The sequence below is a fragment of the Candidatus Pantoea symbiotica genome (genome assembly GCF_056491525.1).
Genome location: NZ_JBSZHR010000002.1, coordinates 1,401,944 through 1,425,776, shown reverse-complemented (window position 1 = coordinate 1,425,776; position 23,833 = coordinate 1,401,944). Strand labels below are relative to the sequence as shown.

Genomic DNA, 23,833 nt, shown 5'->3' with positions numbered 1-23,833 from the left:
ATCAGAACCCTTGTGCGCTTGCTTTAACCAGCGCCGCCTCTTCCGCTTCAGCGCGCGGCAGGTCAGCAGTCAATTTGCCGCCGGACATCACAATGATGCGATCGGCAACGGCCATGATCTCTTTCAAATCAGAGGTGGAGAACACCACCGCAATGCCCTGCTCGGACAGCTTCACCATCATGCGGAACACTTCGCCTTTGGCCCCGACGTCGATGCCACGGCTTGGTTCATCCAACAGCAGCAAGCGCGGATTGGTCAACAGCGAACGGCCAATCACCACCTTTTGCTGATTGCCGCCGCTCAGCGCGCTGATGGCGACATCCGGCGAAGAAATTTTGATCGCCAGATTGCCGACGGTGCTGGTCACCACTTCGCGTTCCGCCTGCTCTGATATCACCGTGCGATGCGACAGACGCCGCCACAGGCTGGCGATGGTGAGATTGCTCGCCACCGATGAGATGGGAAAAATGCCCGAGCGTTTGCGATCTTCCGGCACCAGACTCATGCCCATACGGATACGTTCTGCGGTCGGCAGACGCGTCGGCAGCGGTTTGCTGTCGAGCCACAGCTTGCCGAGATAGTTACGCTGCGTGCCGAGCAAACACTCAAACAGCTCGGTGCGCCCCGCTCCCATCAATCCGTAAATGCCGACGATCTCTCCGGAACGCACCTGGAAGCTAACGTCATCTACCAGCGTGTTGCCGTTCGGGCTGACGCAGGTGATGTGTTCGGCTTCCAGCACCGGCGCACCAAACTGGCGGTCCGGCGGCAGAAAGGTGCCCACCGGTTCGCTACCCAGCATTTCACGTACGATCCACGGCACGTCGATATCGCTGACCTGCGCTTCGGCCTGAAAACGTCCGTCGCGCAGAATGGTGATCACATCGCCAATCGCCATCAGCTCCTCCAGCCGATGCGAGATATAGATGATGGAAACGCCCTGGCGCGTCAGTTCGCGGATCACCCGAAACAGAATTTCCACTTCGGTTTTACTCAGCGCCGAGGTCGGTTCATCGAGGATCAAAATGTCGGCGTCCTCCGCCAGTGCTTTGGCGATCTCCACCAGTTGCTGCTGGCCGACCTTCAGGCTGCCAACCTTCTCATCCGGTGAAATCGGCTGATCGAGGCGCTGCATCAGCGCGGCGGTGCGGCGTTTTTGCTCGACTTCATTGATGGGCCGGATGCCGCTTTGAATTTCGCGGCCGAGGAAAATATTCTCCGCCACGCTGAGGTTCTCAAACAGGTTGAGTTCCTGATGCACCATGCCAATGCCGTGGCGCGCGGCGTCTCGCGTGCTGTGAAACGCCACTTTGTTGCCATTGAGGAACATTTCTCCGCTGGTCGGCTGCTGCACGCCGGCGAGGATCTTCATTAGCGTCGATTTCCCCGCGCCGTTCTCGCCGATGATGACGTTGACTTTGCCGCGCCACACGCGGTAATCCACACGATCCAGCGCTAAGGTGCCGGGGAACAGCATTGACATCTGATTGGCCTGCAGAATGATCTCGTCGCTCATCATGGATTCCCCTGCTTCAGCTGAATCGCCACCACATCATCCACCGTGCCTGCGCCCATGCTGACGGCAAGCAGCGCCTGCGCCGGTTTGCCCACCCAGCTGGCATCCACCGCTGGCAACTGTTTCACCGCGTGGCGATTCAGCGCTTTGGTCAGCTGCGCGTACTGCACCTGATTGGTGAACTCTTCGAAGCGGAAACCGGCCGCATCGCGGATGGCGTTGCCGCGCAGCACCGGACCAATCAACACTTTCACCGGCTTGCCGTTGATGGTCATGGTGAGGCTGCGTTCCCGATCGTTGCTGTTATCAAACGCCGTCACCGTGCCCGCTGCGCGCACAAACACGCTCTCGCTGCCGCCGGCTTTGACGGTGTGGCTTTTGGTTTCCATATCTGCCCAGCTCAGCGCCTGCTTCTCAGCGGGCTGCTGCACGCGGCTGGCCCAGCTTGATTCCGCAATCTGCTGCGGCGTTTGATCGCTGTAGCCCGGTTTGGCGTTGGGATCTTTCGGCATGATGGGTTTGCCGTCGGCATCCAGATCCACCACGGTGCAGGCGGCTAACATCAGCGTCAGCAGCCCGATCAGCATGCCGCTCAGCGCTTTCCCCTTCATGCCGACCTCCATGTTATTGCGCCAGCTTGAAGGTTTTCAGCTTCGAGGCGTTGCTGTCGTCAATCAGCACGCAATCCATCAGCTGCTTCTCCTGTTTCTGCGCTTTGCCGTTCTTCAGGTAGTAATCCACCTGCTCAACGGCCATCTGCGCCTGATCCCAGCCCGGCTGCAGTACGGTGGCTTTGATGTTGCCTTTATTGAGGATGGAGTCGCGGGTGTAATCGCTGCCGTCGAAGCCGACCACAATCACATTGGTTTTGCCCGCCGCTTTCAACGCGGCTTCCGCACCGAGCGCCATGGTGTCGTTACCGGAGATTACGCCGACGATATTCGGGTTCTTCTGCAGGATGGTTTCCATGCGGCTGAAGGCTTCGGTCTGGCTCCAGTTGGCACTCTGCTGCGCCACCATTTTCAGATCGGGATAATCATCCAGTACGTCGTGATAACCCTGCGAACGCACGCCCGCATTGGTATCCGACTCTTTGCCCAGCAGCTCGACGTAATCCCCTTTGCCGTTGAGCAGTTTGGCGAACTTCTCGGCACCGAGCTGTGCGCCCTGATAGTTGTTGGAGACGATTTGCGCTACGGCAATGCCGGTTTTGTTGATTTCGCGGTCGATGAGGAAGGTAGGAATGCCGGCATCTTTCGCTTTCTGCACCGGGCCAACCGTGGCATCCGCACCGGCGTTATCGAGGATGATGGCTTTGGCTTTACGCGCGATGGCGGTTTCAATCAGCTGGTTTTGCTTATTCACGTCATCATCGTGCGAAGCCACCAGCGTGGTGTAACCGAGCGCTTTGGCTTTTTCCTGCGCGCCATCGGCTTCCGCTTTAAAGAACGGGTTGTCATGCGATGGCGTAATGATGGCCAGCAACCCCTTATCCGCCGCCAGCGACGCCGCCGAGATCATCATGATTGAAGCAAGTAGAGAGATTTTGAGGACAGAGGCTTTCATTTGTTATCTCCGATTGAATATATATTCAATTGCGATTTTATATGCATAATGACTATGCGCTGGCTTTCTGAGCACGTCCATTGCCCGATCCTCAAAAAGCGAAAACGATCACAAAATGTTCTGCGTTGTTATTTATGACCGGCTGATTAACAATACCAGGCAGGTTAAGAGAGAGAAAAAACCATGGCAAAACAGGATGAACAGCGGCTGATGGTGAAAATCGCCACGCTTTATTATGTGGAAGGCAGGAAGCAGTCCGACATTGCGCAGCTGCTGAAGCTGTCGCAATCCTTTGTGTCGCGCATCCTCAATCGCAGCGTGAAAGAAGGTGTGGTGAAGATCAGCGTGGTGCCGCCGGCCAATGTGTTCCCTGAGCTGGAAAAAGCCATTGAGCAGCTCTATCAACTGCCGCAGGTGATTGTGGTGGATGTGCCGGATCAGGCGTCGGCGTTGCAGATCAAACAGGCAATCGGTTCCGCTGCCGCGCACTATCTGGAAACGCGCGTGCGCGCCGATGAGCTGATCGGCATTTCTTCCTGGAGCGGCACGATTCGCGCGATGGTGGATGCGCTGCATCCGCTCAGCGCGCCGTGCAAAGGCGTGATTCAGCTGCTGGGCGGCGTGGGCGCCAACGGCAACGTGCAGGCCACGATTCTGACGCAGAATCTGGCGGCACTGCTGGATTGTCCGGCGTGGCTGCTGCCGTCGCAGTCGATCGAGCATTCGGTGCAGGATCGCCAGCGTTTGTCGGTTAATCCCGATGTCGCGGTGGTACTGGAGAAGTTTGATCAGGTGGATCTGGCGATTGTCGGCATTGGCGATCTTGAGCCTTCCGCCCTGCTACGCAACTCCGGCAACTATTACGACGGTGCGATGCTGCAAACGCTGGCCGAACGCGGCGCGGTGGGCGATATCTGCCTGCACTATTTTGACGCCGATGGTCAGCCAGTGCTCAGTGCAGAGGAAGATCCGGTGATTGGCATGGAGCTGGCGCAGGTGAAACGCTGTCCGCAGGTGGTGGCGTTAGCGGGCGGCAAAGAGAAAGCGCAGGCGATTCGTGGGGCGTTACGTGGTGGTTATGTGCAGGTGCTGATTGTGGATTATCCGACGGCGAGAGTGTTGGTGGAGGGTTAGTTTGGTGGGGTTGTTAAAAAGGTCGCCATGAATGGCGACCCTACATTCAACCGATGGTGCGGTAGGCGGTGGTGACTTTCCACAAATAACGCGGGGCCTGCGCCGCCGGATGTTTGTTCTGTACGTGCTGGTAAAACTCGTCCGGCGTCATCGAATTAATCATCGCAATCGCACGGTCGCGGTCACGCGAGAAGGTACGCAGCAAGGCGCCCGCGCCGTTGGCGTAGGAGACAATAGTGGCGTAGCGCAGCGTGAGCGGATCGCGAATCCCAGCTAATGCGGAGTCCTGCAAAATTTTCAGGTAGGCGGCGCCGATATCAATGTTCTTCGCCGGATCGCGCAGCTCGGAAGAGGATGGCTGACCATGACGGCCTTGGGTGCGATAAACTTCGCGGCCTGCAGTAGAGGCCTTAATTTGCATCAGACCGACCGCATTGGAACGGCTCACCACAGTGGGATTGCCTCCGGATTCGACACTAATAATGGCGCTGATTAACTTCTCATCAACGCCATAATGACTGGCGGCATCTTCGGTAAACATTGACCATGCATCATTCACTTTCGACGGCGGTGCCTGGGTCAAAGGCGTATTCTTCTCGGGCAGTGCCGGTTTTTCCGGCTCGCTTGAACAGCCAGCAAGCAGCAGTGCAGAAAGCATAAGTAGGCGAATTTTCACTGATTTTTGGTTCCGCAATAGGGTTGGCGCAAGCTATCATACCTGGCGCAGCGCGATGCAAAATTACCGTTTATCCTAAATCGGTAAAAAACCTTATGCTACCGTGACTTCGATAACGCATTTCGTCATCATCGGCAGGCCACTCTACAGCAGGATGGAAGTTATGGTTACTCCCCGCACGCTACGTCTTATCGCCCCTTCCGGTTATTGCCACAATCAGGACGCCGCCCAACGTGCGGTGCTTCGTTTACAGGCCGCAGGCCATCATCTTGAGAATCTCTCTGCCATCACCCGCCGCTTTCAACGCTTTGCTGGCGATGATGCGCAGCGGCTGAATGATATCAATGCGCTGGCTACGCTGGAGGCGCTGCCTGATATCGTGCTGGCGGTGCGTGGCGGCTATGGCGCTTCACGTTTGCTGGATAAGATCGATTATGTTGGTCTGCAACGTCGATTGCTCAATCAACCGGTGGCGCTGTGCGGCCACAGCGATTTCACCGCGCTGCAGCTGGCGTTGCTGGCGCAAATCGGCCTGATTACCTTTAGCGGTCCGATGCTGGCCGGTAACTTTGGTGCAGAGGCATTATCTGATTTTACCGAGTCGCACTTTTGGCAAACGCTAACTTCACCTACAGTCAATCTAAGCTGGCCGAGCACAAGCCCGGATCACGGCCGCTGGCAAGGCACCTTGTGGGGTGGCAATTTAGCGATGATTTGCTCGCTGATTGGTACGCCGTGGATGCCGCAAATCGAAGGCGGGATTCTGGTGATCGAAGATGTGAACGAACATCCGTTCCGCATCGAACGCATGCTGATTCAGCTGCAGCAGAGTGGCATTTTGTCGCGCCAGCAAGCGATTATTACCGGCAGTTTCACCAGCACCTCGCTGTCGGCGTATGACAACGGTTTTGATTTTGCCACCGTGTGGCAGCGCATCCGTGACGAGTTTCAGATTCCGGTGATTAGCGATCTGGCTTTTGGACACGATGCTGATACCGTGACGCTGCCGCTGGGTGCCAGCGCCACGTTGCAGATTGAGAATGGAGAAGCACAGTTCGCCTTCACCGGCCACCCGACATTGCGCTAACGTTTTGCCGCAGGAGACCGACAATGAAGCCACTGTACGACGACTTGTGGATCTCCACGCCAGAATTCCCCGCCGAAGAGACGGCGAATGATTTAATGATGCATGGCTTTATGCTGTGCCACCCACGCGGCAATTTATTGATTGGTCGCGTGGAGCATCCACTCGATCATGAATTCCTCAACGATGCCGGCGGCGTGATTCGCCACTATTTGACCCACTGGCATGAAGCCGCACCGGGCGCGATCGCCATTCAGCAGCGCTTTAATAGTGCGCTCTATTGTCACAGTCGTTCGCTGGGACCGGTTAGTTTAGTGATTGAGCCTGACGAAACCTTTACCCAACAAGAGACACACTTCGGCGATTTCCACCTGTTGCCGACGCCCGGACATACGCCTGGCAGCAGTAGCTATCTGTATCACTCGCCGCTTGGCCAGACTTATCTGTTTGTCGGCGATACGCTGACCCGCGACTACAATCGCTGGATCAGCGTGCTAATGCCAGACAGTAATCCCACCGAACTGCAGCAGTCGCTGGAGCTTTATCGCTCATTGCGTCCCGATGTGGTTTTGATGAGCACCACGCGTGGACATCTGTCGTGGGCCAAAGTGAATTTGCAGAGCTGGCTGGCAGCCATCGATGAGGCAGAACAATCACCGCTGGATTTGCGCCAACGGCAACTGATCAAACAGGGTTATTAACTCACGAGTTTGGACGCGCGCTGTCGTCGTAACGTTCCAGCGACAGAATCTGTGCATCGCGCTTATCGGTACGGCTGCAGGGCAATAGCTTGTTGCTATTAGCGTAGACGAAGAAGGTTTCATCGTTATTTTTATTCACGATTAACTGATCGCCATTACGAAAACGGGTGATGGCAACTTTGTCACCGCCTTTCAGGCTGGTGCGCTGCTGACCAGCAGCGATCTGGAAGTGGCGCGTCAGCCACATTAAGGTACTCAAACCATACTCGGCACGCGATACCGTCATGGTGGGACGGCCGGGACAGGTAATTTGATATTCGGTTTCGCTCCAGGCGGGCGCAATCTGACAAGCCAGCACGCCAACGGCCATAACTATCGCCTTCATTGGGTTCTCCGCTGAGGTTAAATGATGATTTCGTGGAGTGATTTGCCTTGCTGCTGCATTCCATGAACGTTATCTAACAGCAGCAAAGCCTGGTACATCAAACGTGGCGAAATTTCGCGGGAGCAGGAACTACTCAGCAGCCACTTGCGCCGCGACCAACATCAATGCCAGCCCGGCCTCTTCGGCTTCAAAACGCTGCATCACTTCCTGAATGGCCGCTACGCAGTTCATTACCTGCTTCTTTTTGTCGGCTTCTAATTTGTCGATCGCGTGCTGAAGAATCATTAAACTCGCTTCTTCTTCTTTCATTAATTTACCCTTGTTTTGCTTACCCGGTGCGCAACGCTGGCAAGAATACCGTTTCTCTGCTAGTAAAGTCACCCCTTTACATTCCTTCCGCTTAACGATTATACAAATGACAAATGGGAAGCAGCGCCAGACCTGCTATGATCCACTTATCAGTACGCATTGGCGTGCCATTGCAAACCAGGGAATGAAGCAGGTGCTCATGTGGCGAATCACGGTTGTACTCACCCTTTTAGTTTTAGCTGGCTGCAGTTCCGCACCGAAAGGTGTCGACTGTCCGGGCGAAGTGTCGACGATTTATGGACAATCGATGGGCAATACGCAGGCGCGCATCTTTGATTTGGTGAACGCCTTCGCCGTCTCGCGCGACGGCGTGAAGGTGCAAAGCGGCACGCTGCACTCCACCGATCGCTTTCAGTACGTGCCTTCGGCCATCACCGCAGAAGGCTTCTACGCGCAACGGCTGTCTGATAAACAGTTCCGCCTGATCAATCCCTATCAGAACACCATGATCACCTGGACGTGCCCATAAGCCGTGCGTCGCAGTGCGAGATGGTTTATTGTCTGACCATCTCACGCTGCGGACCTGCCTGATGGAAAAGAGTCTGGATAACAACGGCTATGTCGATTTCCCCTTCCCGGCCAGCACCAATGCGGATGGCTCGGTGAATCCTTGTGGATTCGACCTGACGCTGGAAACCGATCGTATTGATGAGATTACCGCCGGTAAACATTCCGAAAATATGCGGCGTCTACTGGAAGAGGTCAATTTGCAGGAGGGCTTGTTTATGACGCTGGCCTGCGACTGGCAGCAGCGTGACGACGGCGTGTGCGGCTTTATCGATGTGGCATTTCGTCCGACGACTGCAGGCTTTAACACGGAAGAGACACAAAGCCTCGATCAGGCGTTTGAAATCTACCTCAGCCGACAAGAGAAGCAGCACAATATGCAGAGCGGCACGCTGATCAATTATGCGCGTGCCGTGTTGGATTGGGGTTGGTCACCGCTGCAGCAGCGCCACATGCGTTATGAAAAAGTGACCTTGCGCTATTACTGCCAGCAGGCTGACGATGCCGAATGGTGTTTTGATCATCTGCGTCACTTCCTTGTGAGCTGGTATCCGGCTTATCGCGGAAAGCCCTAGTTCAGACTATTGCGTCCCGCCTTTCTGCTGCGCGCAGAATTTTTGCGTACTGCAAACTGCTGTTACAACCTTTACCGCTGCGTCATTTGCTGCCTGCAGTTTCTCTGACTACGCTTTACAGGACATTCACCACGATCAGGGAGTAATTATGAGCGACAAAGCGGAAGCAAAATTGAATGAAGCGGCAGGTGCCGTTCAGGAAAAATTTGGCGAATTCACCGGTTCACGCCGTCAGCAAGCCAAAGGTGCGGCACGTCGTTATCCGGCTCAGGCCAGCTATGCGGTTCAGGATGCAGCGGATTGTGTGGTGAAATCGGTACGCGATAATCCCGCGACCGGCCTGGCAGTTGCAGCCAGCATTGGTGTGATTGTCGGTTTTCTGCTCGGACGTAAGTAATCTGTAAATGGGGCCTTAAGGCCCCAATTTATTGGCGATGTCCAACATCCTCAACGCGTTCCTGAATATGCTCATCCGGCGTTTCAGCCACATCTGCAGTGCTGTTTTCCATCTTCAAATGACGTTCGTGCGGCATGGTGAGCGTAATTAAGCCTGAAGGCTGGGCGCAAGCAGCCACGGACAGCAGCAGAAAAAACCACGCAGCGATAACCTTCTTTCCCATCGTTTTCTTACCAGCAAGCTGAGATATGTCGGCTCAGATTGCCCGAATCAATGCAAATCAGCGTCAACTTGCCGCAAAGCTGTGTAGTCAGTTGTGTACAACTAAACTTGCGCGCGCCGTGCTTTGTAGCGCGCAACCATGGTCATCAGCGCCTGATAAATTAATCCCGCATACAAGCTCATCACGATCACCATGCCGATCTCTTTGCCCTGCGCCTGCCACGAAACAAACCACATAAAAATGCCCCACAACAGGGAAAAAATCAGCCAGCCTTTGACGAACTTGATTACACCTTGCATACCACCTCCTGAATCGTAAGCGCTGAAGATAGCGGTTTAGTCTTTAATACACACTGCTATCAGCACGTAAATGTTAACTGATTCAAACTTCCATGAAGTGAATTGTAAAGCAACGCAAAGTGATAGGAATACTCTGCACAAATTGCACTTTAGCTCTGCCGCAACTTTGGCGTCATCAGGTTAATTTAAGCGAGGTTAAGCACGCCATAGGCAAGGTAGGACGATTGCTTAGGTGTGTATCGTGTGTATAATTTGATGACAGAGATGGCGATGAAAAGCTCTGAGCTAATTAAAATGCTGGTGAACACCGGATGGATTCTTGAAAGAATCAAAGGCAGTCATCATCAGTTCTCCCATCCTGATTTCAGTTATCTCATTACCGTTCCGCACCCGAGAAAGGACCTAAAAACAGGAACGCTGATGCAGATTTTGAAGGACGCCAAACTTAAATAGCGCGATAACGCCCTACTAAACTCAGCCACAGGTGAAAATTATGTTGTATCCCGCCTTTGTTGAAATTGATGTTGATGGCTCTGCCAGCGGTTTCTTCCCTGACGTAACCGGCTGCTACTTTGCTGGAGATACGCCAGAGCATACCCTTTACGATGCCCAGTCAGCGCTGAGTGCGCATTTTGAATTAATGGCAGAGAAAGGCATGCTCATTCCCGAACCTTCGCAGAATTGGATCACCGATTTTAGCCAGACAGGAATTTGGATTTATGTTGAGATCGATATTACGCGCTATCTGGGTAAATCTGAGCGCATCAACATCACTATGCCGAACTTGTTGATTGAGAAGATAGATCAGGCCGTGGGGAATGATGCGCGCTATAACAGCCGCAGCCACTTTCTCGCTGAAGCCGCGCGTAAAGCGTTATCACACTCTTAACGTGTCACTGCGCAACAACGCCTTTGCGCACGCGTAGCATATCGCCTTTGGCGCGTTTATGTTTGAATTCCCGCCAACACTGTCCGGTATGTGGTTGAAATGAATTATTTAAGCAAGATTCAAAATTTTATTGAGGGCAACACGGTGCTTTCGGCCGCATTTAGCCTGGTGTTACTGATGTTTGCCGGCATGATCGCCCATCTGATCTGTAAATTCTTTATTGTGAAGGTGGTCAGGAAGGTGTTCTTCAGCACGCACAAGAATCAGGTGCCGCTGGATAAGGACGTCAGGCTGTCGGAGAAGCTCTCTAACTTTATCCCGGTGATCACGGTCTACTATCTGCTGCAGTTTATGCCAGATTTACCAGAACATCTGTTGATTGCGATAAAGACCATCTGCGGCATTCTGTTCTTCGTCTATTTATCACTGTTCTTTACCGAAGTGCTGGAGATCGTTAATAACTCCTATTCGAAAAAAGCCAAACGTAAGAATCACTCGATCAAGGGTTATATCCAGGTCGGGAAGATTCTGGTGCATATTATTTCGGCGATCATGATTCTGGCGATTATGTCGAATAAATCACCGGTGATTATTATCTCCAGTTTGGGTGCGGTAGCGGCGGTGTTAATGTTGGTGTTCCAGCATACGCTGATGTCGCTGGTGGCCAATATTCAGGTGTCCTCTAACGATGTGTTGCAACTCGGAGATTGGATCGAGATGCCTGACAATGGCATTAGTGGCGAAGTGATCGATATCGCGCTGCACACCATCACCATTCGCAATTGGGACAATACCCTGTCGCGCATCCCGACCAAAAACTTCCTCACCGAAACCTACACCAACTGGCAGGCGATGTTCTCCTCCGGCGCGCGCCGCATTATGCGCAGTTTCCATCTTGATCAGATGTCGATTCGTTTTCTCGATCACGATATGGTGCAGCAGATGAGCCAAATTCGCGGTGTCAGTGAGCAACTCTCAGCGCTGATGGATGGTCGCGACAGCAATGCGGTGGGCGAACGCTGGTTTGCGGAAAACGGCATCACCAACCTGACGGTGTTTCGTAAATACCTGACGGCGTGGCTATCGCAGCGCGACGATATCAAGAAAGATATGTATATCGTGGTACGCGCCATGAAACCTTCGCCTGAGGGCTTGCCGGTTGAGGTTTATTGCTTCACCTCGTCAGTGCTGTGGGTGGATTACGAGGATTCTCAATCGGCCATTTTTGAGTATATCTACGCGATTGTCGGCCACTTCTCGCTGCGGATGTATCAGCAGCCGGGCGGTAGTGATTTCTGGCGGCTGTCGCAGGAGCGAGCTCAGGTGGCAAAATCCAATGAGCAGCAAATCGATTGATGCAATAAAAAATGGGAGCCACTGGCTCCCGTTTCTTTAATGTTCGTAAGCCAATGGCTTTCTCTAATGACATGTTGGCGAGAACGATGATTTTACAACTTTATTTGTTGTGAGCCTCCATGTAAAATTCCCCACTATTTTTAAAATAATGATGTCCTCATGGCTAACATTTCACTATGTTGAAATTATTCTCACGGTTTTTATCAGTTGGCATCATTAACACCTTGATCCATTGGATGGTGTTTGCAGCCCTGTATTCTCTGAATACCCGCCAATGGCTGGCTAATCTGTTGGCTTTCATTGTCGCCGTAACATTTTCATTTTTTGCTAACGCACGCTGGACGTTTAAAGCCGAAGCGACAACTTTTCGCTATGTCATCTTTGTTGCTTTTATGGGCATGATGGCCGCAGGTATTGGCAGTTTCGCCGATCATACGCATATTAATCCGATTATTACGCTTATTTCATTTTCCATAATAAGTCTGATATTCGGCTTCATCTATTCAAACTTTATTGTTTTTAGGGTGAAAAAATGAAAATTTCTCTGGTGGTGCCTGTCTTCAACGAAGAAGATGCAATTCCGGTTTTTTACCGGACCGTTAAAGAAAAACTTTCTTCTTACAATCTTGAAATCATCTTTATTAATGATGGCAGTACTGATAGTACAGAACAGATTATTAAATCGCTTCAGAATAATGACGAATCTGTATTAGTCATCAATTTTATTCGTAACTTTGGTAAAGAAGCCGCGCTGCTCGCTGGACTTGAACATTCTAGTGGTGATGCAGTCATTCCAGTTGATGTTGATCTCCAGGATCCCATTGAAGTCATTCCTTTGCTGATAAATAAATGGCAAGAAGGCTGGCCGATTGTATTGGCCAAGCGCAATGATAGGCGTAGCGATAGTCGTTTTAAGCGAAAAACTGCTGCATGGTTTTACAAGTTACACAATAAAATTAGCTCACCAAAATTAGAAGAAAATGTTGGCGACTTTCGTTTACTTTCTCGTGCAACTGTCGAAAACATTAAGCAATTGCAGGAACGCAATCTGTTTATGAAAGGTCTTCTGAGTTGGGTGGAAGGTGATTCTGCCATCGTTGAATATAGCCGCCCAGCGCGCATTGCCGGAGAGGCAAAATTTAATGGATGGCGACTTTGGAATCTGGCTCTTGAAGGGCTTACCAGCTTTTCAACATTTCCGCTCAGAGTGTGGACCTATATTGGTTTTTTTGTCGCGTTCTTGTCGTTCGTTTATGGCGCATGGATGATTATTGATAAAATAATATGGGGAAATCCTGTTGCCGGATATCCGTCACTACTGGTTTCAATACTCTTTTTAGGTGGCATTCAGTTGATAGGAATAGGTGTATTAGGCGAATATATTGGCAGGATCTATATTGAAACCAAACACAGACCTCGATATATAAAAAAGGAATCAAATGACTAATATAGTCTGCAATAACTTTAAAATTTATTTTTTATTAGCCGTGGCCTTGATCGTCAGTTATAGCCCTGTTTTTCTCTCGAGCTATGCTTTTTCGGATGATTGGTACTATCTGTTAAGCTCTCAGACTGATCCAGCCAGCATTTTTAAATGGGATGTTCTTTCAGGAAGGCCGGCCTACGGCGGTTTGCGCTATTTACTCTCATTCTTTATATCCAGCGTGGACTCGTTAATACTGTTAAGATTGCTATCCGTTTCTTCTCTTATCATACTAAGCTGTTACTTTTACAAATTTATCTCTGATAGAAATATTCTCAAAAATAATCTGCAGAGAGTGATATTCTCATTAACAATCTGTTTACTGCCCTCTTTCCAGGTATTCAACTCGTGGTCAGTATGTTTTCCTTTTGTCACCTCTATTATTCTTGCTGGATTGAGTTACTCAGCACTAACTACATTGCGCGGCATTTCAGGGATTATGTTATCAGCATTGCTGATCACATTCTCCTTCGCTATTTATCAACCAACTGCAATGTGTTTCCTTTTTTTTGCATTTATGGACACTTGCCTGACTTCCCGCAAAATTGAAAAAAAGGAACTTATTCGTACTTTCGCAATGATTTTCTTTGGTATGCTGATGGCATTAGTATTAGCTAAAGCCATCCCGCTCCTGTTATTCGGCGAGACACTTTCAAGAAGTAACATCACCATTGATCTTATAGGAAAGATTAAATGGTTCTTTGTAGAACCATTAAAAAATGCCATCTGTAATTTTGACACCGGCAGAAAAGCACTCTCGATCATTATATCGTTAGGTTTTATCTTTATCGGATTGAAAAACATTAGCGAGAATGGCAAAGAAAAAGTATTTTTATCTTTCCTCTTCGCTGTTGCAGCAGTGACACCAAACTTGCTAGTGACAGAGAGTTGGGCGGCTTACCGTACTATCAGCGCGCTCTCGCTGATTACCACTTCTTGCTTCCTTATCGGGTTATTCTTTATTATCGATAAAATAAAATACTCACGATTCATTTATCTATTGCTGCCTGTCGCTGCAGGATGGCTTGCAGCCAGCAATATTAAAGAGGGGTTTTCTTCGCCTCAGCAAAAAGAGTATGCACTTTTACAGGCCGAAATCACTAAAGTGGTGCCAAAAGATTTCGATGGCACGCTTTACTACCGATTGAATACTGAGAATTTGCCAAAAATTGCAAAATCATCGAAATATGATGAGTTTGGTTCTTTATCTTTAGGCATGCCGTGGACATTTGCTGGTATGGCATACACCGTAAAGAAAGAAGCAGGTATGAATTTCACTCTTACGGAATCGCCAGTGATCACCGGAAACGACAACTGCCCAGGCAAGTGCATTATTATTGATGCTCAATCCGTACTGGCAATGAAATAAATTTTTAGCTGTAATAGTTGCTCATTTTAAAGCAAAAAAAACGGGAGCCATAGGCTCCCGTTATGCTTTCTGCCTGAGTGGCAAATTACATGTTGTTGATGATCGCATCACCAAACTCTGAACATTTCAGCAGTTTAGCGCCGTCCATCAGACGTTCGAAATCGTAGGTCACGGTTTTGTTAGCGATGGCGCCTTCAACACCTTTAACGATCAGGTCAGCCGCTTCGAACCACTCCAGATGACGCAGCATCATTTCTGCTGACAGGATTACTGAACCTGGGTTCACTTTATCCTGACCTGCATACTTAGGTGCTGTACCGTGTGTCGCTTCGAACAGAGCACATTCGTCACCGATGTTTGCGCCTGGTGCGATACCGATACCGCCAACCTGTGCCGCCAGGGCATCAGAGATGTAGTCACCGTTCAGGTTCATACAGGCGATCACGTCGTATTCAGCTGGACGCAACAGGATCTGCTGCAGGAAGGCATCAGCGATCACGTCTTTAACGATGATCTCTTTACCGGTGTTCGGGTTCTTGAACTTCATCCACGGGCCGCCATCGATCAGCTCGCCGCCGAACTCTTCTTTCACTAACTGGTAGCCCCAGTCTTTGAAAGAACCTTCGGTGAACTTCATGATGTTGCCTTTGTGAACCAGGGTCAGAGAATCACGATCGTTGGTGATGGTGTATTCAACTGCTGCGCGCACCAGACGTTTGGTACCCTCTTCCGAGCATGGCTTAACGCCGATACCGCACTGCTCAGGGAAGCGAATTTTCTTCACGCCCATCTCTTCGCGCAGGAACTTGATCACTTTATCCGCTTCTGGCGTGCCCGCCTTCCACTCGATACCGGCATAGATATCTTCTGAGTTTTCACGGAAGATCACCATGTCGGTTTCTTCAGGGCGTTTAACCGGGCTTGGAGTGCCTTTGTAGTAGCGAACCGGACGCAGACACACGTACAGATCCAGCTCCTGACGCAGTGCAACGTTCAGAGAACGAATACCGCCGCCAACTGGCGTAGTCAGTGGGCCTTTGATGGCAACGCGATATTCTTTGATTAAATCGAGGGTTTCCTGCGGCAGCCAGACGTCCTGGCCGTAAAGTTCTACTGATTTTTCACCAGTATAAATTTCCATCCAGGAAATTTTACGCTCGCCGTTGTAGGCTTTCTTCACAGCGGCATCAACCACTTTCAACATTACCGGGGAAACATCAACACCGATACCGTCACCTTCAATGTAAGGAATAATCGGGTTATTCGGAACTGTAAGTTTTCCCTGAGCCAGGGTGATTTTTTGACCTTCCGCCGGAACAACTACTTTGCTTTCCATCAACCTCTCCTTCGAGCGATTTTTTGTTAATGATTTGTAAGATGCGGGTCAATACTACTTGATTATTTCCGCTACGCCAATCACCGTAGTTTCGCGCTATAATGCGCCGAATGTTTCTGACTGCAAAGCCCATGCGAAAAACTTCTCAACGAATTCACCAGGATAAGCGTGCGAACTCCCCAGCACGTAAGCCCGTGCGCCGTGATACCCGTCCGAAAGGCCCAAGACGCGTCATACTCTTTAACAAACCCTTCGATGTTTTGCCGCAATTCAGTGATGAAGCCGGACGCCGCACGCTGAAAGATTTTGTGCCGGTAGGCGACGTTTATGCTGCGGGCCGCCTCGATCGCGACAGCGAAGGATTGATGGTTTTGACCAACGATGGCGCGGTGCAAGCCGCGCTGACGCAGCCTGGCAAGCGCACCGGAAAGGTCTATTTTGTGCAGGTGGAAGGCGCGCCGCAGGAATCTGATTTATCCCTGTTACGCAACGGTGTGACGCTCAACGATGGCCCGACGTTGCCGGCAGGCATTGAGTTAGTGGACGAGCCAGAATGGCTGTGGCCGCGCCAGCCGCCAATTCGCGAACGCAAAGCGATCCCCACCAGTTGGCTGAAAATCACCCTGTTTGAGGGCCGAAATCGTCAGGTGCGCCGCATGACGGCACATATCGGTTTTCCGACGTTGCGCCTGATTCGCTTTGCGATGGGCGAACATCAGCTAGGCGATTTACCGCCCGGAGAATGGCGCGATATCAGCGCAGCCATTTAATAACTTTTAGTTAACAATTTCGGAGGAAGGATGTTTAAACCTCATGTAACGGTCGCCTGTATTGTGCAGGCGCAGGGACATTTGCTGGTGGTTGAAGAGCGTGTGCACGGTCGTATTACCTGGAATCAGCCCGCCGGGCATCTTGAGGCCAATGAAACTCTGCTCGAAGCCGCCCAGCGTGAATTGTTTGAAGAGACCGGCATCGACGCCCATCCCGAATATTTCCTCGGCGTGCAGCAGTGGATTGCCCCGGACGATACACCTTTTGTGCGTTTCCTGTTTGGCCTCGATCTGGCCGAGAAAGTCGAAACCTCGCCGCACGACCGCGACATCGATTGCTGCTGGTGGCTGCCGCCAGAGCAGATTCTGACGGCTAATCGCCTGCGTTCGCCGCTAGTGGCAGAGAGCGTGCGGCTGTGGCAACAAGGCGAGCGTTATCCGCTGCATCTGATCGCGCCGTTCCAGTGGCCGTTTCATGAGGGTGCGCGCCCCGCTTCTGCATGATAGAATGCGCCGCCTGTTTTTATCGTAATCTAAGAGTGCGTCATGTCTGACAACAGCCAGAAAAAAGTGATCGTCGGAATGTCCGGCGGCGTCGATTCTTCCGTTTCCGCCTGGTTACTGCAGCAGCAGGGCTACCAGGTTGAAGGCCTGTTCATGAAGAACTGGGAGGAAGACGATGGCGAGGAGTATTGCACCGCCGCCGATGATCTGGCTGACGCACAAGCCGTGTGTGACAAACTCGGCATCAAACTGCACAAAATCAACTTCGCCGCTGAGTACTGGGATAACGTGTTCGAGCACTTCCTGGAAGAGTACAAAGCGGGCCGCACGCCGAATCCCGACATCCTGTGCAACAAAGAGATCAAGTTCAAAGCCTTCCTCGAATTCGCGGCGGACGATCTCGGTGCAGATTTCATCGCCACCGGCCACTACGTGCGCCGTCAGGATGTTGACGGTCAAAGCCGCCTGCTGCGCGGCCTCGACGGCAACAAAGATCAGAGCTATTTCCTCTACACGCTCAGCCACCAGCAGATCGCGCAAAGCCTGTTCCCGGTTGGCGAACTGGATAAGCCGGAAGTGCGCCGCATCGCTGAGCAGTTGGATCTGATCACCGCCAAGAAGAAAGATTCCACCGGCATCTGCTTTATCGGCGAGCGCAAGTTCCGTGACTTCCTTGCCCGCTATTTGCCTGCCCAGCCGGGCGAAATCGAAACCGTTGACGGTGAAATCGTCGGTGAACATCAGGGCTTGATGTATCACACGCTCGGCCAACGTAAAGGCCTGGGCATTGGCGGTCGTAAAGAGAGCAACGACGATCCCTGGTATGTGGTCGACAAAGATGTGGCGCGCAATCGTCTAATCGTGGCGCAAGGCGGCGAGCATCCGCGCCTGATGTCTGTGGGGTTGATTGCCCAACAGCTGCATTGGGTCGATCGCCAGCCGATTACCGCCTCGCTGCGCTGCACGGTCAAAACCCGCTATCGCCAGACCGACATTCCGTGTGAAATCATTCCGCACGGCGACGACCGTATTGAAGTCCGTTTTGACGAGCCGGTTGCGGCCGTCACGCCAGGCCAATCTGCCGTGTTTTATCTCGGTGAAGTGTGCCTCGGCGGCGGCATTATCGAACAACGCCTGCCTCTGGCAGAAGCCTAAGGTCGGCGCTGCCCGACGCGATGACAGGAGTTAAGCGTGGCTAAGAACTATTATGAGATTACACTGGCGCTGGCGGGCGTATGCCAGGCTGCCCATGTGGTGCAACAGCTCGCGCAACAGGGACATTGCAATAACGCGGCACTGAATGTGTCGCTGCGCAGCCTGATCGATCTCAATCCCGGTTCAACGCTGGCGGTATTTGGCAACGACGAAGCCAATTTGAAGGTTGGATTAGAGACCTTAATGGCGGTGCTGAATAGCAGCAATCGTCAGGGCGCCAGCGCAGAGCTGACGCGCTACACCTTAAGCATGATGGTGCTGGAGCGTAAGCTGCACGGCAATAAAGCCGCGATGAACACGCTGGCACAGCGCATCGGCCAGCTTGACCGTCAACTGGCGCATTACGAACTGGAATCAGACACCATCACCAGCGCGATGGCCGGCATTTATGTGGATGTGATTAGCCCGTTGGGCCCGCGCATTCAGGTGACCGGTTCGCCGCAGGTATTACAGAATTCACAAGTGCAGAGTAAAGTGCGCGCCGCCCTGCTGGCCGGCATTCGCTCTGCGGTGTTATGGCAGCAGGTTGGCGGTGGCCGTCTGCAGCTGATGTTCTCGCGCCAGCGCTTGCTGAGCGAAGCCAAAACCATTTTATCCCGCCTGGGCCCGGCGTATTAAGCGCCGCCCCGGCATAATTGTTAAACGATTCAGGAGTTGCACTGATGGAATTATCCTCTCTGACCGCCGTTTCACCTGTCGATGGTCGTTACGGCGATAAAGTCAGCCCACTGCGCGCCATTTTCAGCGAGTTCGGTTTGCTGAAATTCCGCGTTGAGGTTGAGGTTCGCTGGTTACAAAAACTGGCTACGACTGTAGAGATCAAGGAAGTTCCTGCATTTGATGCCGACGCAAACGCTTTCCTTGATGCCATTGTCGCCAATTTCAGCGAAGAAGACGCGGCGCGTATCAAAACCATCGAGCGCACCACCAATCACGACGTCAAAGCCGTGGAATATTTCCTGAAAGAGAAAGTGGCCGATATCCCTGCGCTGCATGCGGTGTCTGAATTTATCCACTTCGCCTGCACCTCCGAAGATATCAATAACCTGTCGCACGCGCTGATGCTGGAAACGGCACGTCGTGATGTGATCGTGCCGTTCTGGAACAAACTGATCGATGCAGTTAAAGGTCTGGCGCACGAATACCGTGACATTCCGCTGCTGTCGCGCACCCACGGCCAGCCAGCAACGCCGTCAACTATGGGTAAAGAGATGGCGAACGTGGCGTATCGTCTGGAACGCCAGTTGCGTCAGTTGAGCAAGATTGAAGTGCTGGGTAAAATCAACGGTGCGGTCGGCAACTACAACGCCCACATCTCGGCTTATCCGGAAGTGGACTGGCACCAGCTGAGCGAGCAGTTTGTCACCTCGCTGGGCATTACCTGGAACCCGTACACCACGCAGATCGAGCCACACGATTACATCGCTGAACTGTTTGATTGCATCGCGCGTTTCAACACCATTCTGATCGACTTTGATCGTGATATTTGGGGCTACGTCGCACTCAATCACTTCAAGCAGAAAACCATCGCCGGTGAAATCGGTTCGTCTACTATGCCGCACAAAGTAAACCCGATTGACTTCGAAAACTCCGAAGGCAACCTCGGCCTGGCTAATGCGATGATGCAGCATCTGGCGAGCAAACTGCCGGTTTCACGCTGGCAGCGCGACCTGACCGACTCCACCGTGCTGCGTAACCTTGGCGTCGGTATCGGTTATGCGCTTATCGCCTATCAAGCTACGCTGAAAGGCATCTCTAAGCTGGAAGTGAACCGCGATCGTCTGCTGGACGAACTGGACCACAACTGGGAAGTGCTGGCTGAGCCAATCCAAACCGTGATGCGTCGTTACGGCATTGAAAAACCGTACGAGAAGCTGAAAGAGCTGACGCGCGGTAAACGCGTTGATGCCGCTGGCATGCAGACCTTTATCGATAGCCTCGAGCTGCCGGAAGAGGAGAAAGTGCGTCTGAAGCAGATGACGCCAGCCAACTACCTCGGCCGTGCGATTCAGATGGTTGATGATTTGAAGTAATGTATCAACCAGGCGCGCTTAGCGCGCCTGGTTGTTCTATGGTTTAGTTGGCTTCGCATATACTCATTCCATCATCACTACGTTGGAAGCTAAGGAAATACTATGCGTGTACTGGTTGTGGAAGATAATGCGCTGCTGCGCCATCACCTCGCCGTGCAGCTGCGTGACATGGGCCATCAGGTCGATGCCGCAGAAGATGCCAAAGAAGCGGATTATTTCCTGCAAGAACATGTCCCTGACATCGCGCTGGTCGATCTCGGTTTGCCGGACGAAGATGGCATGTCGCTGATTCGCCGCTGGCGCACCGATGCCGTTCGCCAACCGATTCTGGTATTAACCGCTCGCGAAGGCTGGCAGGCCAAAGTGGAAGCGCTGGAAGCCGGTGCCGACGACTACGTGACCAAGCCGTTCCACATTGAAGAAGTGGCTGCACGTTTGCAGGCGCTGATGCGTCGCAACAGCGGTCATGCATCGCAAATTATCTCTATGCCGCCGTTCCAGGTCGATCTCTCTCGCCGTGAACTGACGGTGCAAGACGAACCGGTAAAACTGACCGCCTTCGAGTACACCATCGTCGAAACTCTGATTCGCAACGCCGGTAAAGTGGTGAGCAAAGATTCGTTGATGCTGCAGCTCTATCCCGACGCCGAACTGCGCGAAAGCCACACCATTGACGTGCTGATGGGTCGTCTGCGCAAAAAAATTCTGTCACTCTATCCGACCGAAGTGATCAACACCGTGCGCGGCCAGGGATATCGCTTTGATCTCTGATTTATGACGTGGTTACAACGCTTACGCCCCTTCTCACTTCGCGCCCGTTTCCTGTTGGCGACGGCCGCGATCGTACTGTTTTTGTCGCTCTCCTACGGCATGGTCGCCGTGGTCGGCTACGTCGTCAGCTTCGATAAAAATACCTATCGCGTGATGCGCGGCGAGAGCAATCTGTTCTTCACGCTGGCGCAATGGCACGACAATCAGCTCACAATTGGTCAGCCTGAGCGCATGACGCTTAATTTCCCCACGCTGGTCTTTATCTACGATGAACACGGCAAATTGCTGTGGCAGCAGCGCGATGTGCCGGACATTCGTAAAAAAATTCGTCGTGAATGGCTGCTCAAGCCCGACTTCTACGAAATCGACACCAGCAATCGCACCAGCATGGCGGCGATGGGCAATAACCCGCAGGCGAAAGAGCGACTGCACGCGCTGGATAGCGACAGCAATGACACCTTTACCCACTCGGTCGCCGTCAATCGCTACGATGCCACCACCAACTTACCGGCGTTAACCATTGTGGTGGTCGATTCGATTCCGCAAGAGCTGCAGCATTCCGATGTGGTGTGGTCGTGGTTCAGCTATGTGCTGGCGGCGAATCTATTGCTGGTGATTCCGCTGCTGTGGCTGGCGGCACACTGGAGTTTGCGGCCGATTGGCGATCTCACTTCGCAAGTGCGCGAGCTGGAAACCGGCCAGCGCGAGAATCTCGATGACAATCCGCCGCAGGAGCTACGCAGCCTGGTGCGCAATCTTAACCTGCTGCTGAGCAATGAACGCCAGCGCTACACGCGCTATCGCACCACACTTTCGGATGTCACCCACAGCCTGAAAACCCCGCTGGCGGTGCTGCAAAGTACCCTGCGATCGTTACGCAATGGTAAAGAGTTAACCATTGAGCAGGCCGAACCGGTGATGCTGGAGCAGATTAGCCGCATCTCACAGCAGATTGGTTATTACCTCCATCGCGCGAGTATGCAGGCCGATCACAATCCTCTGCAGCGCGATTTGCATTCGGTGTCGGCGCTGCTCGACAGCCTGTGTTCGGCATTGAATAAGGTCTATCAACGTAAAGGCGTGGCGATCACGCTGGATATCTCGCCGGAACTGACCTTTATCGGCGATAAAAATGACTTTATGGAAGTGCTGGGCAACGTGCTGGATAACGCCTGCAAATATTGCCTCGAATTTATTGAAGTCACCGCGCGCCAAACCGACAACACTTTGCATCTGTTTATTGATGATGACGGCCCCGGCATTCCGGAAAGCAAACGCGATTTGATCTTCGTGCGCGGTCAACGTGCCGACACCTTGCGTCCCGGTCAGGGATTAGGTTTAGCCGTGGTGCGCGATATCCTCGAACAGTACGCGGGTCAAGTGATTGCGACCACCAGCCCGCTCGGTGGCGCGCGCATGGAAGTCATTTTCCAGCGCCAGGAAGTCGAGCATCACCGCGAGTAGAAAGGGACGCGGGCTGTTATACTTGCCATCATTCTTTGCAGCAAACGGACTCCCCATATGGACTATCAGCTCGATATCAACTGGCCCGACTTTATTCAGCGCTACTGGCAGAAACGCCCGGTGGTGCTTAAACGTGGATTTAAAAACTTCGTCGATCCTATTTCTCCTGACGAGCTGGCCGGTCTGGCAATGGAAAATGAGGTGGATAGCCGCCTTGTCAGCCATAACGAAGGCAAATGGCAAGTCAGTCACGGCCCGTTTGAAAGCTACGATCATCTCGGTGAGAGCAACTGGTCGCTGCTGGTGCAGGCGGTCAACCATTGGCATGAACCTTCTGCCGCGCTGATGCGCCCATTCCGTTTCCTGCCCGACTGGCGCGTTGACGATCTGATGATCTCTTTTGCCGTGCCGGGTGGCGGCGTGGGCCCGCATTTCGATCAGTACGATGTGTTTATCATTCAGGGAACCGGCCGTCGTCGCTGGCGCGTGGGTGAAAAAGTGCCGTTGAAACAGCACTGCCCGCATCCGGATCTGCTGCAGGTTGAGCCGTTCGACGCCATCATCGATGAAGAGATGGAGCCCGGCGATATTCTCTATATTCCGCCTGGATTCCCGCACGAAGGCTATTCGCTGGAAAACGCCATCAACTATTCGGTCGGCTTCCGCGCACCGAACGGTCGTGAGCTAATCAGCGGCTTTGCCGATCACATGCTGGCCAACGAATTGGGCAGCTATCGCTACAGCGATCCTGATGTGCCATCGCGTGAATGCCCATCGCAGATCCTGCCATCAGAACTGGAAGGTATCCGTAAAGTGATGATGGATGTAATTAACCAGCCAGAGCAGTTTAATCAGTGGTTTGGTGAGTTTATTTCTCAGTCGCGTCATGAGCTGGACGTCGCGCCGCCAGAGCCGCCGTATCAACCGGATGAGATTTACGATGCATTGCAGCAAGGCGATGCGCTGACGCGTCTCGGCGGCCTGCGCGTATTGACCATCGGCGATGTGGTATTTGTGAACGGGGAATCGATCACCAGCAGCCATCCGCATGTGCTGGCGGCATTGGCGCACAATCACGTGCTGACGCTGGAAGATTTCGGCGATGCGCTGGATGATCCTTCACTGCTGGCGCAGCTGGCGGCGTTGGTGAATAGCGGCTATTGGTTCTTCGGCGAGTAAGCTGGCGTTACGGTCGCCATGAATGGCGACCC

At 52.5% G+C, this 23,833-nt stretch carries 29 protein-coding genes; 20 read left to right on the top strand and 9 right to left on the bottom strand.

Annotated features, from left to right (window positions below; genetic code table 11):
- Nucleotide 1: 1 nt before the first annotated feature.
- Genes ACXIZX_RS07220 through ACXIZX_RS07210 form a run of 3 tightly spaced genes read right to left on the bottom strand, consistent with a single transcriptional unit; the run spans nucleotide 2 to nucleotide 3,082 of the window.
- The gene (locus ACXIZX_RS07220) at nucleotides 2-1,516 is read right to left on the bottom strand and encodes a sugar ABC transporter ATP-binding protein (RefSeq protein ID WP_154153915.1); all 1,515 of its coding nucleotides are present in this window, start codon (nucleotides 1,514-1,516) and stop codon (nucleotides 2-4) included.
- Nucleotides 1,516-2,127, bottom strand: a complete 612-nt coding sequence (locus ACXIZX_RS07215) for a DUF2291 family protein (protein WP_179451220.1) — start codon at nucleotides 2,125-2,127, stop codon at nucleotides 1,516-1,518. The genes ACXIZX_RS07220 and ACXIZX_RS07215 overlap by 1 nt, the downstream gene beginning before the upstream one ends.
- A gap of 13 nt (nucleotides 2,128-2,140) precedes the next feature.
- Nucleotides 2,141-3,082 (bottom strand): D-ribose ABC transporter substrate-binding protein, encoded by a 942-nt coding sequence (locus ACXIZX_RS07210; protein WP_061716792.1) that lies wholly within the window; start codon nucleotides 3,080-3,082, stop codon nucleotides 2,141-2,143.
- Between the two features lie 183 nt (nucleotides 3,083-3,265).
- Here ACXIZX_RS07210 and ACXIZX_RS07205 point away from each other — a divergent pair, with 183 nt between their 5' ends.
- Nucleotides 3,266-4,216, top strand: a complete 951-nt coding sequence (locus ACXIZX_RS07205) for a sugar-binding transcriptional regulator (protein WP_179451222.1) — start codon at nucleotides 3,266-3,268, stop codon at nucleotides 4,214-4,216.
- Between the two features lie 46 nt (nucleotides 4,217-4,262).
- Here the strand turns inward: ACXIZX_RS07205 and emtA are convergent, their stop codons facing one another.
- On the bottom strand, nucleotides 4,263-4,892 hold the full coding sequence (emtA, locus tag ACXIZX_RS07200) for a membrane-bound lytic murein transglycosylase EmtA (RefSeq protein ID WP_072093393.1): 630 nt from the start codon (nucleotides 4,890-4,892) through the stop codon (nucleotides 4,263-4,265).
- Between the two features lie 163 nt (nucleotides 4,893-5,055).
- On the opposite strand from emtA, the gene ldcA reads away from it, so the two are divergent.
- Nucleotides 5,056-5,979 carry a muramoyltetrapeptide carboxypeptidase gene (gene ldcA / locus ACXIZX_RS07195; protein ID WP_479403850.1) on the top strand — a complete coding sequence of 308 codons (924 nt, stop codon included), beginning with the start codon at nucleotides 5,056-5,058 and terminating at the stop codon, nucleotides 5,977-5,979.
- Nucleotides 5,980-6,002: 23 nt separating this feature from the next.
- Nucleotides 6,003-6,677 carry an MBL fold metallo-hydrolase gene (locus ACXIZX_RS07190; RefSeq protein WP_179451226.1) on the top strand — a complete coding sequence of 225 codons (675 nt, stop codon included), beginning with the start codon at nucleotides 6,003-6,005 and terminating at the stop codon, nucleotides 6,675-6,677.
- A 1-nt stretch (nucleotide 6,678) separates the two neighbouring features.
- Here the strand turns inward: ACXIZX_RS07190 and ACXIZX_RS07185 are convergent, their stop codons facing one another.
- Both ACXIZX_RS07185 and ACXIZX_RS07180 read right to left on the bottom strand, forming a co-directional pair.
- Entirely contained in the window at nucleotides 6,679-7,062 is a 384-nt protein-coding gene (locus tag ACXIZX_RS07185; protein WP_479403849.1) for a hypothetical protein, read from the bottom strand.
- Nucleotides 7,063-7,191: 129 nt separating this feature from the next.
- Nucleotides 7,192-7,371 carry a hypothetical protein gene (locus ACXIZX_RS07180; protein ID WP_008108187.1) on the bottom strand — a complete coding sequence of 60 codons (180 nt, stop codon included), beginning with the start codon at nucleotides 7,369-7,371 and terminating at the stop codon, nucleotides 7,192-7,194.
- A 199-nt stretch (nucleotides 7,372-7,570) separates the two neighbouring features.
- On the opposite strand from ACXIZX_RS07180, the gene ACXIZX_RS07175 reads away from it, so the two are divergent.
- From ACXIZX_RS07175 to ACXIZX_RS07165, 3 genes are all read left to right on the top strand, one after another.
- Nucleotides 7,571-7,900, top strand: a complete 330-nt coding sequence (locus ACXIZX_RS07175; RefSeq protein WP_008108186.1) for a hypothetical protein — start codon at nucleotides 7,571-7,573, stop codon at nucleotides 7,898-7,900.
- Nucleotides 7,901-7,961: 61 nt separating this feature from the next.
- The gene (locus ACXIZX_RS07170) at nucleotides 7,962-8,513 is read left to right on the top strand and encodes a hypothetical protein (RefSeq protein ID WP_179451230.1); all 552 of its coding nucleotides are present in this window, start codon (nucleotides 7,962-7,964) and stop codon (nucleotides 8,511-8,513) included.
- A gap of 148 nt (nucleotides 8,514-8,661) precedes the next feature.
- Nucleotides 8,662-8,910, top strand: coding sequence for a CsbD family protein (locus ACXIZX_RS07165; RefSeq protein WP_007891510.1), 249 nt, complete (start codon nucleotides 8,662-8,664; stop codon nucleotides 8,908-8,910).
- Nucleotides 8,911-8,938: 28 nt separating this feature from the next.
- Here ACXIZX_RS07165 and ACXIZX_RS07160 read toward each other — a convergent pair whose 3' ends face one another.
- Both ACXIZX_RS07160 and ACXIZX_RS07155 read right to left on the bottom strand, forming a co-directional pair.
- Entirely contained in the window at nucleotides 8,939-9,133 is a 195-nt protein-coding gene (locus ACXIZX_RS07160; protein ID WP_061716803.1) for a hypothetical protein, read from the bottom strand.
- A 101-nt stretch (nucleotides 9,134-9,234) separates the two neighbouring features.
- Entirely contained in the window at nucleotides 9,235-9,432 is a 198-nt protein-coding gene (locus ACXIZX_RS07155) for a DUF6404 family protein (RefSeq protein WP_008108184.1), read from the bottom strand.
- A gap of 270 nt (nucleotides 9,433-9,702) precedes the next feature.
- On the opposite strand from ACXIZX_RS07155, the gene ACXIZX_RS07150 reads away from it, so the two are divergent.
- From ACXIZX_RS07150 to ACXIZX_RS07125, 6 genes are all read left to right on the top strand, one after another.
- Entirely contained in the window at nucleotides 9,703-9,885 is a 183-nt protein-coding gene (locus tag ACXIZX_RS07150; protein WP_061717566.1) for a type II toxin-antitoxin system HicA family toxin, read from the top strand.
- A gap of 40 nt (nucleotides 9,886-9,925) precedes the next feature.
- Nucleotides 9,926-10,321, top strand: a complete 396-nt coding sequence (locus ACXIZX_RS07145) for a type II toxin-antitoxin system HicB family antitoxin (protein WP_312663127.1) — start codon at nucleotides 9,926-9,928, stop codon at nucleotides 10,319-10,321.
- A 99-nt stretch (nucleotides 10,322-10,420) separates the two neighbouring features.
- Entirely contained in the window at nucleotides 10,421-11,677 is a 1,257-nt protein-coding gene (locus tag ACXIZX_RS07140; protein WP_479403848.1) for a mechanosensitive ion channel family protein, read from the top strand.
- A gap of 176 nt (nucleotides 11,678-11,853) precedes the next feature.
- Nucleotides 11,854-12,213, top strand: a complete 360-nt coding sequence (locus ACXIZX_RS07135) for a GtrA family protein (protein WP_008108178.1) — start codon at nucleotides 11,854-11,856, stop codon at nucleotides 12,211-12,213.
- On the top strand, nucleotides 12,210-13,124 hold the full coding sequence (locus ACXIZX_RS07130; RefSeq protein WP_179451234.1) for a glycosyltransferase family 2 protein: 915 nt from the start codon (nucleotides 12,210-12,212) through the stop codon (nucleotides 13,122-13,124). The genes ACXIZX_RS07135 and ACXIZX_RS07130 overlap by 4 nt, the downstream gene beginning before the upstream one ends.
- Nucleotides 13,117-14,529 carry a hypothetical protein gene (locus ACXIZX_RS07125; RefSeq protein WP_479403847.1) on the top strand — a complete coding sequence of 471 codons (1,413 nt, stop codon included), beginning with the start codon at nucleotides 13,117-13,119 and terminating at the stop codon, nucleotides 14,527-14,529. The genes ACXIZX_RS07130 and ACXIZX_RS07125 overlap by 8 nt, the downstream gene beginning before the upstream one ends.
- Nucleotides 14,530-14,614: 85 nt before the next feature.
- Here ACXIZX_RS07125 and icd read toward each other — a convergent pair whose 3' ends face one another.
- A complete protein-coding gene (gene icd, locus ACXIZX_RS07120) occupies nucleotides 14,615-15,865 on the bottom strand; it encodes an NADP-dependent isocitrate dehydrogenase (protein WP_008108175.1) in 1,251 nt (416 codons plus the stop codon).
- A gap of 101 nt (nucleotides 15,866-15,966) precedes the next feature.
- On the opposite strand from icd, the gene rluE reads away from it, so the two are divergent.
- From rluE to ACXIZX_RS07080, 8 genes are all read left to right on the top strand, one after another.
- The gene (gene rluE / locus ACXIZX_RS07115; protein WP_479403846.1) at nucleotides 15,967-16,635 is read left to right on the top strand and encodes a 23S rRNA pseudouridine(2457) synthase RluE; all 669 of its coding nucleotides are present in this window, start codon (nucleotides 15,967-15,969) and stop codon (nucleotides 16,633-16,635) included.
- Nucleotides 16,636-16,665: 30 nt separating this feature from the next.
- Nucleotides 16,666-17,139: an NUDIX domain-containing protein gene (locus tag ACXIZX_RS07110; protein ID WP_479403845.1), complete on the top strand. Its 474-nt coding sequence runs from the start codon at nucleotides 16,666-16,668 to the stop codon at nucleotides 17,137-17,139.
- A gap of 42 nt (nucleotides 17,140-17,181) precedes the next feature.
- The gene (gene mnmA, locus ACXIZX_RS07105; protein WP_479403844.1) at nucleotides 17,182-18,294 is read left to right on the top strand and encodes a tRNA 2-thiouridine(34) synthase MnmA; all 1,113 of its coding nucleotides are present in this window, start codon (nucleotides 17,182-17,184) and stop codon (nucleotides 18,292-18,294) included.
- 36 nt (nucleotides 18,295-18,330) lie between these two features.
- A complete protein-coding gene (gene hflD, locus ACXIZX_RS07100) occupies nucleotides 18,331-18,972 on the top strand; it encodes a high frequency lysogenization protein HflD (RefSeq protein WP_061716917.1) in 642 nt (213 codons plus the stop codon).
- A 44-nt stretch (nucleotides 18,973-19,016) separates the two neighbouring features.
- Nucleotides 19,017-20,387 (top strand): adenylosuccinate lyase, encoded by a 1,371-nt coding sequence (purB, locus tag ACXIZX_RS07095; RefSeq protein ID WP_008103005.1) that lies wholly within the window; start codon nucleotides 19,017-19,019, stop codon nucleotides 20,385-20,387.
- 102 nt (nucleotides 20,388-20,489) lie between these two features.
- A complete protein-coding gene (gene phoP, locus ACXIZX_RS07090; protein WP_256696218.1) occupies nucleotides 20,490-21,158 on the top strand; it encodes a two-component system response regulator PhoP in 669 nt (222 codons plus the stop codon).
- A 3-nt stretch (nucleotides 21,159-21,161) separates the two neighbouring features.
- Nucleotides 21,162-22,622, top strand: a complete 1,461-nt coding sequence (gene phoQ / locus ACXIZX_RS07085) for a two-component system sensor histidine kinase PhoQ (RefSeq protein ID WP_479403843.1) — start codon at nucleotides 21,162-21,164, stop codon at nucleotides 22,620-22,622.
- Nucleotides 22,623-22,679: 57 nt separating this feature from the next.
- Nucleotides 22,680-23,801, top strand: coding sequence for a ribosomal protein uL16 3-hydroxylase (locus tag ACXIZX_RS07080; protein ID WP_008103010.1), 1,122 nt, complete (start codon nucleotides 22,680-22,682; stop codon nucleotides 23,799-23,801).
- The last annotated feature ends 32 nt before the right edge of the window (nucleotides 23,802-23,833 follow it).

Bases quoted from the DNA above. Each gene is read 5' to 3' on its own strand.
- ACXIZX_RS07220 (WP_154153915.1), bottom strand. From the start codon at position 1,516: ATGAGCGACGAGATCATTCTGCAGGCCAATCAGATGTCAATGCTGTTC.
- ACXIZX_RS07215 (WP_179451220.1), bottom strand. From the start codon at position 2,127: ATGAAGGGGAAAGCGCTGAGCGGCATGCTGATCGGGCTGCTGACGCTG.
- ACXIZX_RS07210 (WP_061716792.1), bottom strand. From the start codon at position 3,082: ATGAAAGCCTCTGTCCTCAAAATCTCTCTACTTGCTTCAATCATGATG.
- ACXIZX_RS07205 (WP_179451222.1), top strand. From the start codon at position 3,266: ATGGCAAAACAGGATGAACAGCGGCTGATGGTGAAAATCGCCACGCTT.
- ldcA (WP_479403850.1), top strand. From the start codon at position 5,056: ATGGTTACTCCCCGCACGCTACGTCTTATCGCCCCTTCCGGTTATTGC.
- ACXIZX_RS07190 (WP_179451226.1), top strand. From the start codon at position 6,003: ATGAAGCCACTGTACGACGACTTGTGGATCTCCACGCCAGAATTCCCC.
- ACXIZX_RS07185 (WP_479403849.1), bottom strand. From the start codon at position 7,062: ATGAAGGCGATAGTTATGGCCGTTGGCGTGCTGGCTTGTCAGATTGCG.
- ACXIZX_RS07180 (WP_008108187.1), bottom strand. From the start codon at position 7,371: ATGAAAGAAGAAGAAGCGAGTTTAATGATTCTTCAGCACGCGATCGAC.
- ACXIZX_RS07175 (WP_008108186.1), top strand. From the start codon at position 7,571: ATGTGGCGAATCACGGTTGTACTCACCCTTTTAGTTTTAGCTGGCTGC.
- ACXIZX_RS07170 (WP_179451230.1), top strand. From the start codon at position 7,962: ATGGAAAAGAGTCTGGATAACAACGGCTATGTCGATTTCCCCTTCCCG.
- ACXIZX_RS07165 (WP_007891510.1), top strand. From the start codon at position 8,662: ATGAGCGACAAAGCGGAAGCAAAATTGAATGAAGCGGCAGGTGCCGTT.
- ACXIZX_RS07160 (WP_061716803.1), bottom strand. From the start codon at position 9,133: ATGGGAAAGAAGGTTATCGCTGCGTGGTTTTTTCTGCTGCTGTCCGTG.
- ACXIZX_RS07155 (WP_008108184.1), bottom strand. From the start codon at position 9,432: ATGCAAGGTGTAATCAAGTTCGTCAAAGGCTGGCTGATTTTTTCCCTG.
- ACXIZX_RS07150 (WP_061717566.1), top strand. From the start codon at position 9,703: ATGAAAAGCTCTGAGCTAATTAAAATGCTGGTGAACACCGGATGGATT.
- ACXIZX_RS07145 (WP_312663127.1), top strand. From the start codon at position 9,926: ATGTTGTATCCCGCCTTTGTTGAAATTGATGTTGATGGCTCTGCCAGC.
- ACXIZX_RS07140 (WP_479403848.1), top strand. From the start codon at position 10,421: ATGAATTATTTAAGCAAGATTCAAAATTTTATTGAGGGCAACACGGTG.
- ACXIZX_RS07135 (WP_008108178.1), top strand. From the start codon at position 11,854: ATGTTGAAATTATTCTCACGGTTTTTATCAGTTGGCATCATTAACACC.
- ACXIZX_RS07130 (WP_179451234.1), top strand. From the start codon at position 12,210: ATGAAAATTTCTCTGGTGGTGCCTGTCTTCAACGAAGAAGATGCAATT.
- ACXIZX_RS07125 (WP_479403847.1), top strand. From the start codon at position 13,117: ATGACTAATATAGTCTGCAATAACTTTAAAATTTATTTTTTATTAGCC.
- icd (WP_008108175.1), bottom strand. From the start codon at position 15,865: ATGGAAAGCAAAGTAGTTGTTCCGGCGGAAGGTCAAAAAATCACCCTG.
- rluE (WP_479403846.1), top strand. From the start codon at position 15,967: ATGCGCCGAATGTTTCTGACTGCAAAGCCCATGCGAAAAACTTCTCAA.
- ACXIZX_RS07110 (WP_479403845.1), top strand. From the start codon at position 16,666: ATGTTTAAACCTCATGTAACGGTCGCCTGTATTGTGCAGGCGCAGGGA.
- mnmA (WP_479403844.1), top strand. From the start codon at position 17,182: ATGTCTGACAACAGCCAGAAAAAAGTGATCGTCGGAATGTCCGGCGGC.
- purB (WP_008103005.1), top strand. From the start codon at position 19,017: ATGGAATTATCCTCTCTGACCGCCGTTTCACCTGTCGATGGTCGTTAC.
- phoP (WP_256696218.1), top strand. From the start codon at position 20,490: ATGCGTGTACTGGTTGTGGAAGATAATGCGCTGCTGCGCCATCACCTC.
- phoQ (WP_479403843.1), top strand. From the start codon at position 21,162: ATGACGTGGTTACAACGCTTACGCCCCTTCTCACTTCGCGCCCGTTTC.
- ACXIZX_RS07080 (WP_008103010.1), top strand. From the start codon at position 22,680: ATGGACTATCAGCTCGATATCAACTGGCCCGACTTTATTCAGCGCTAC.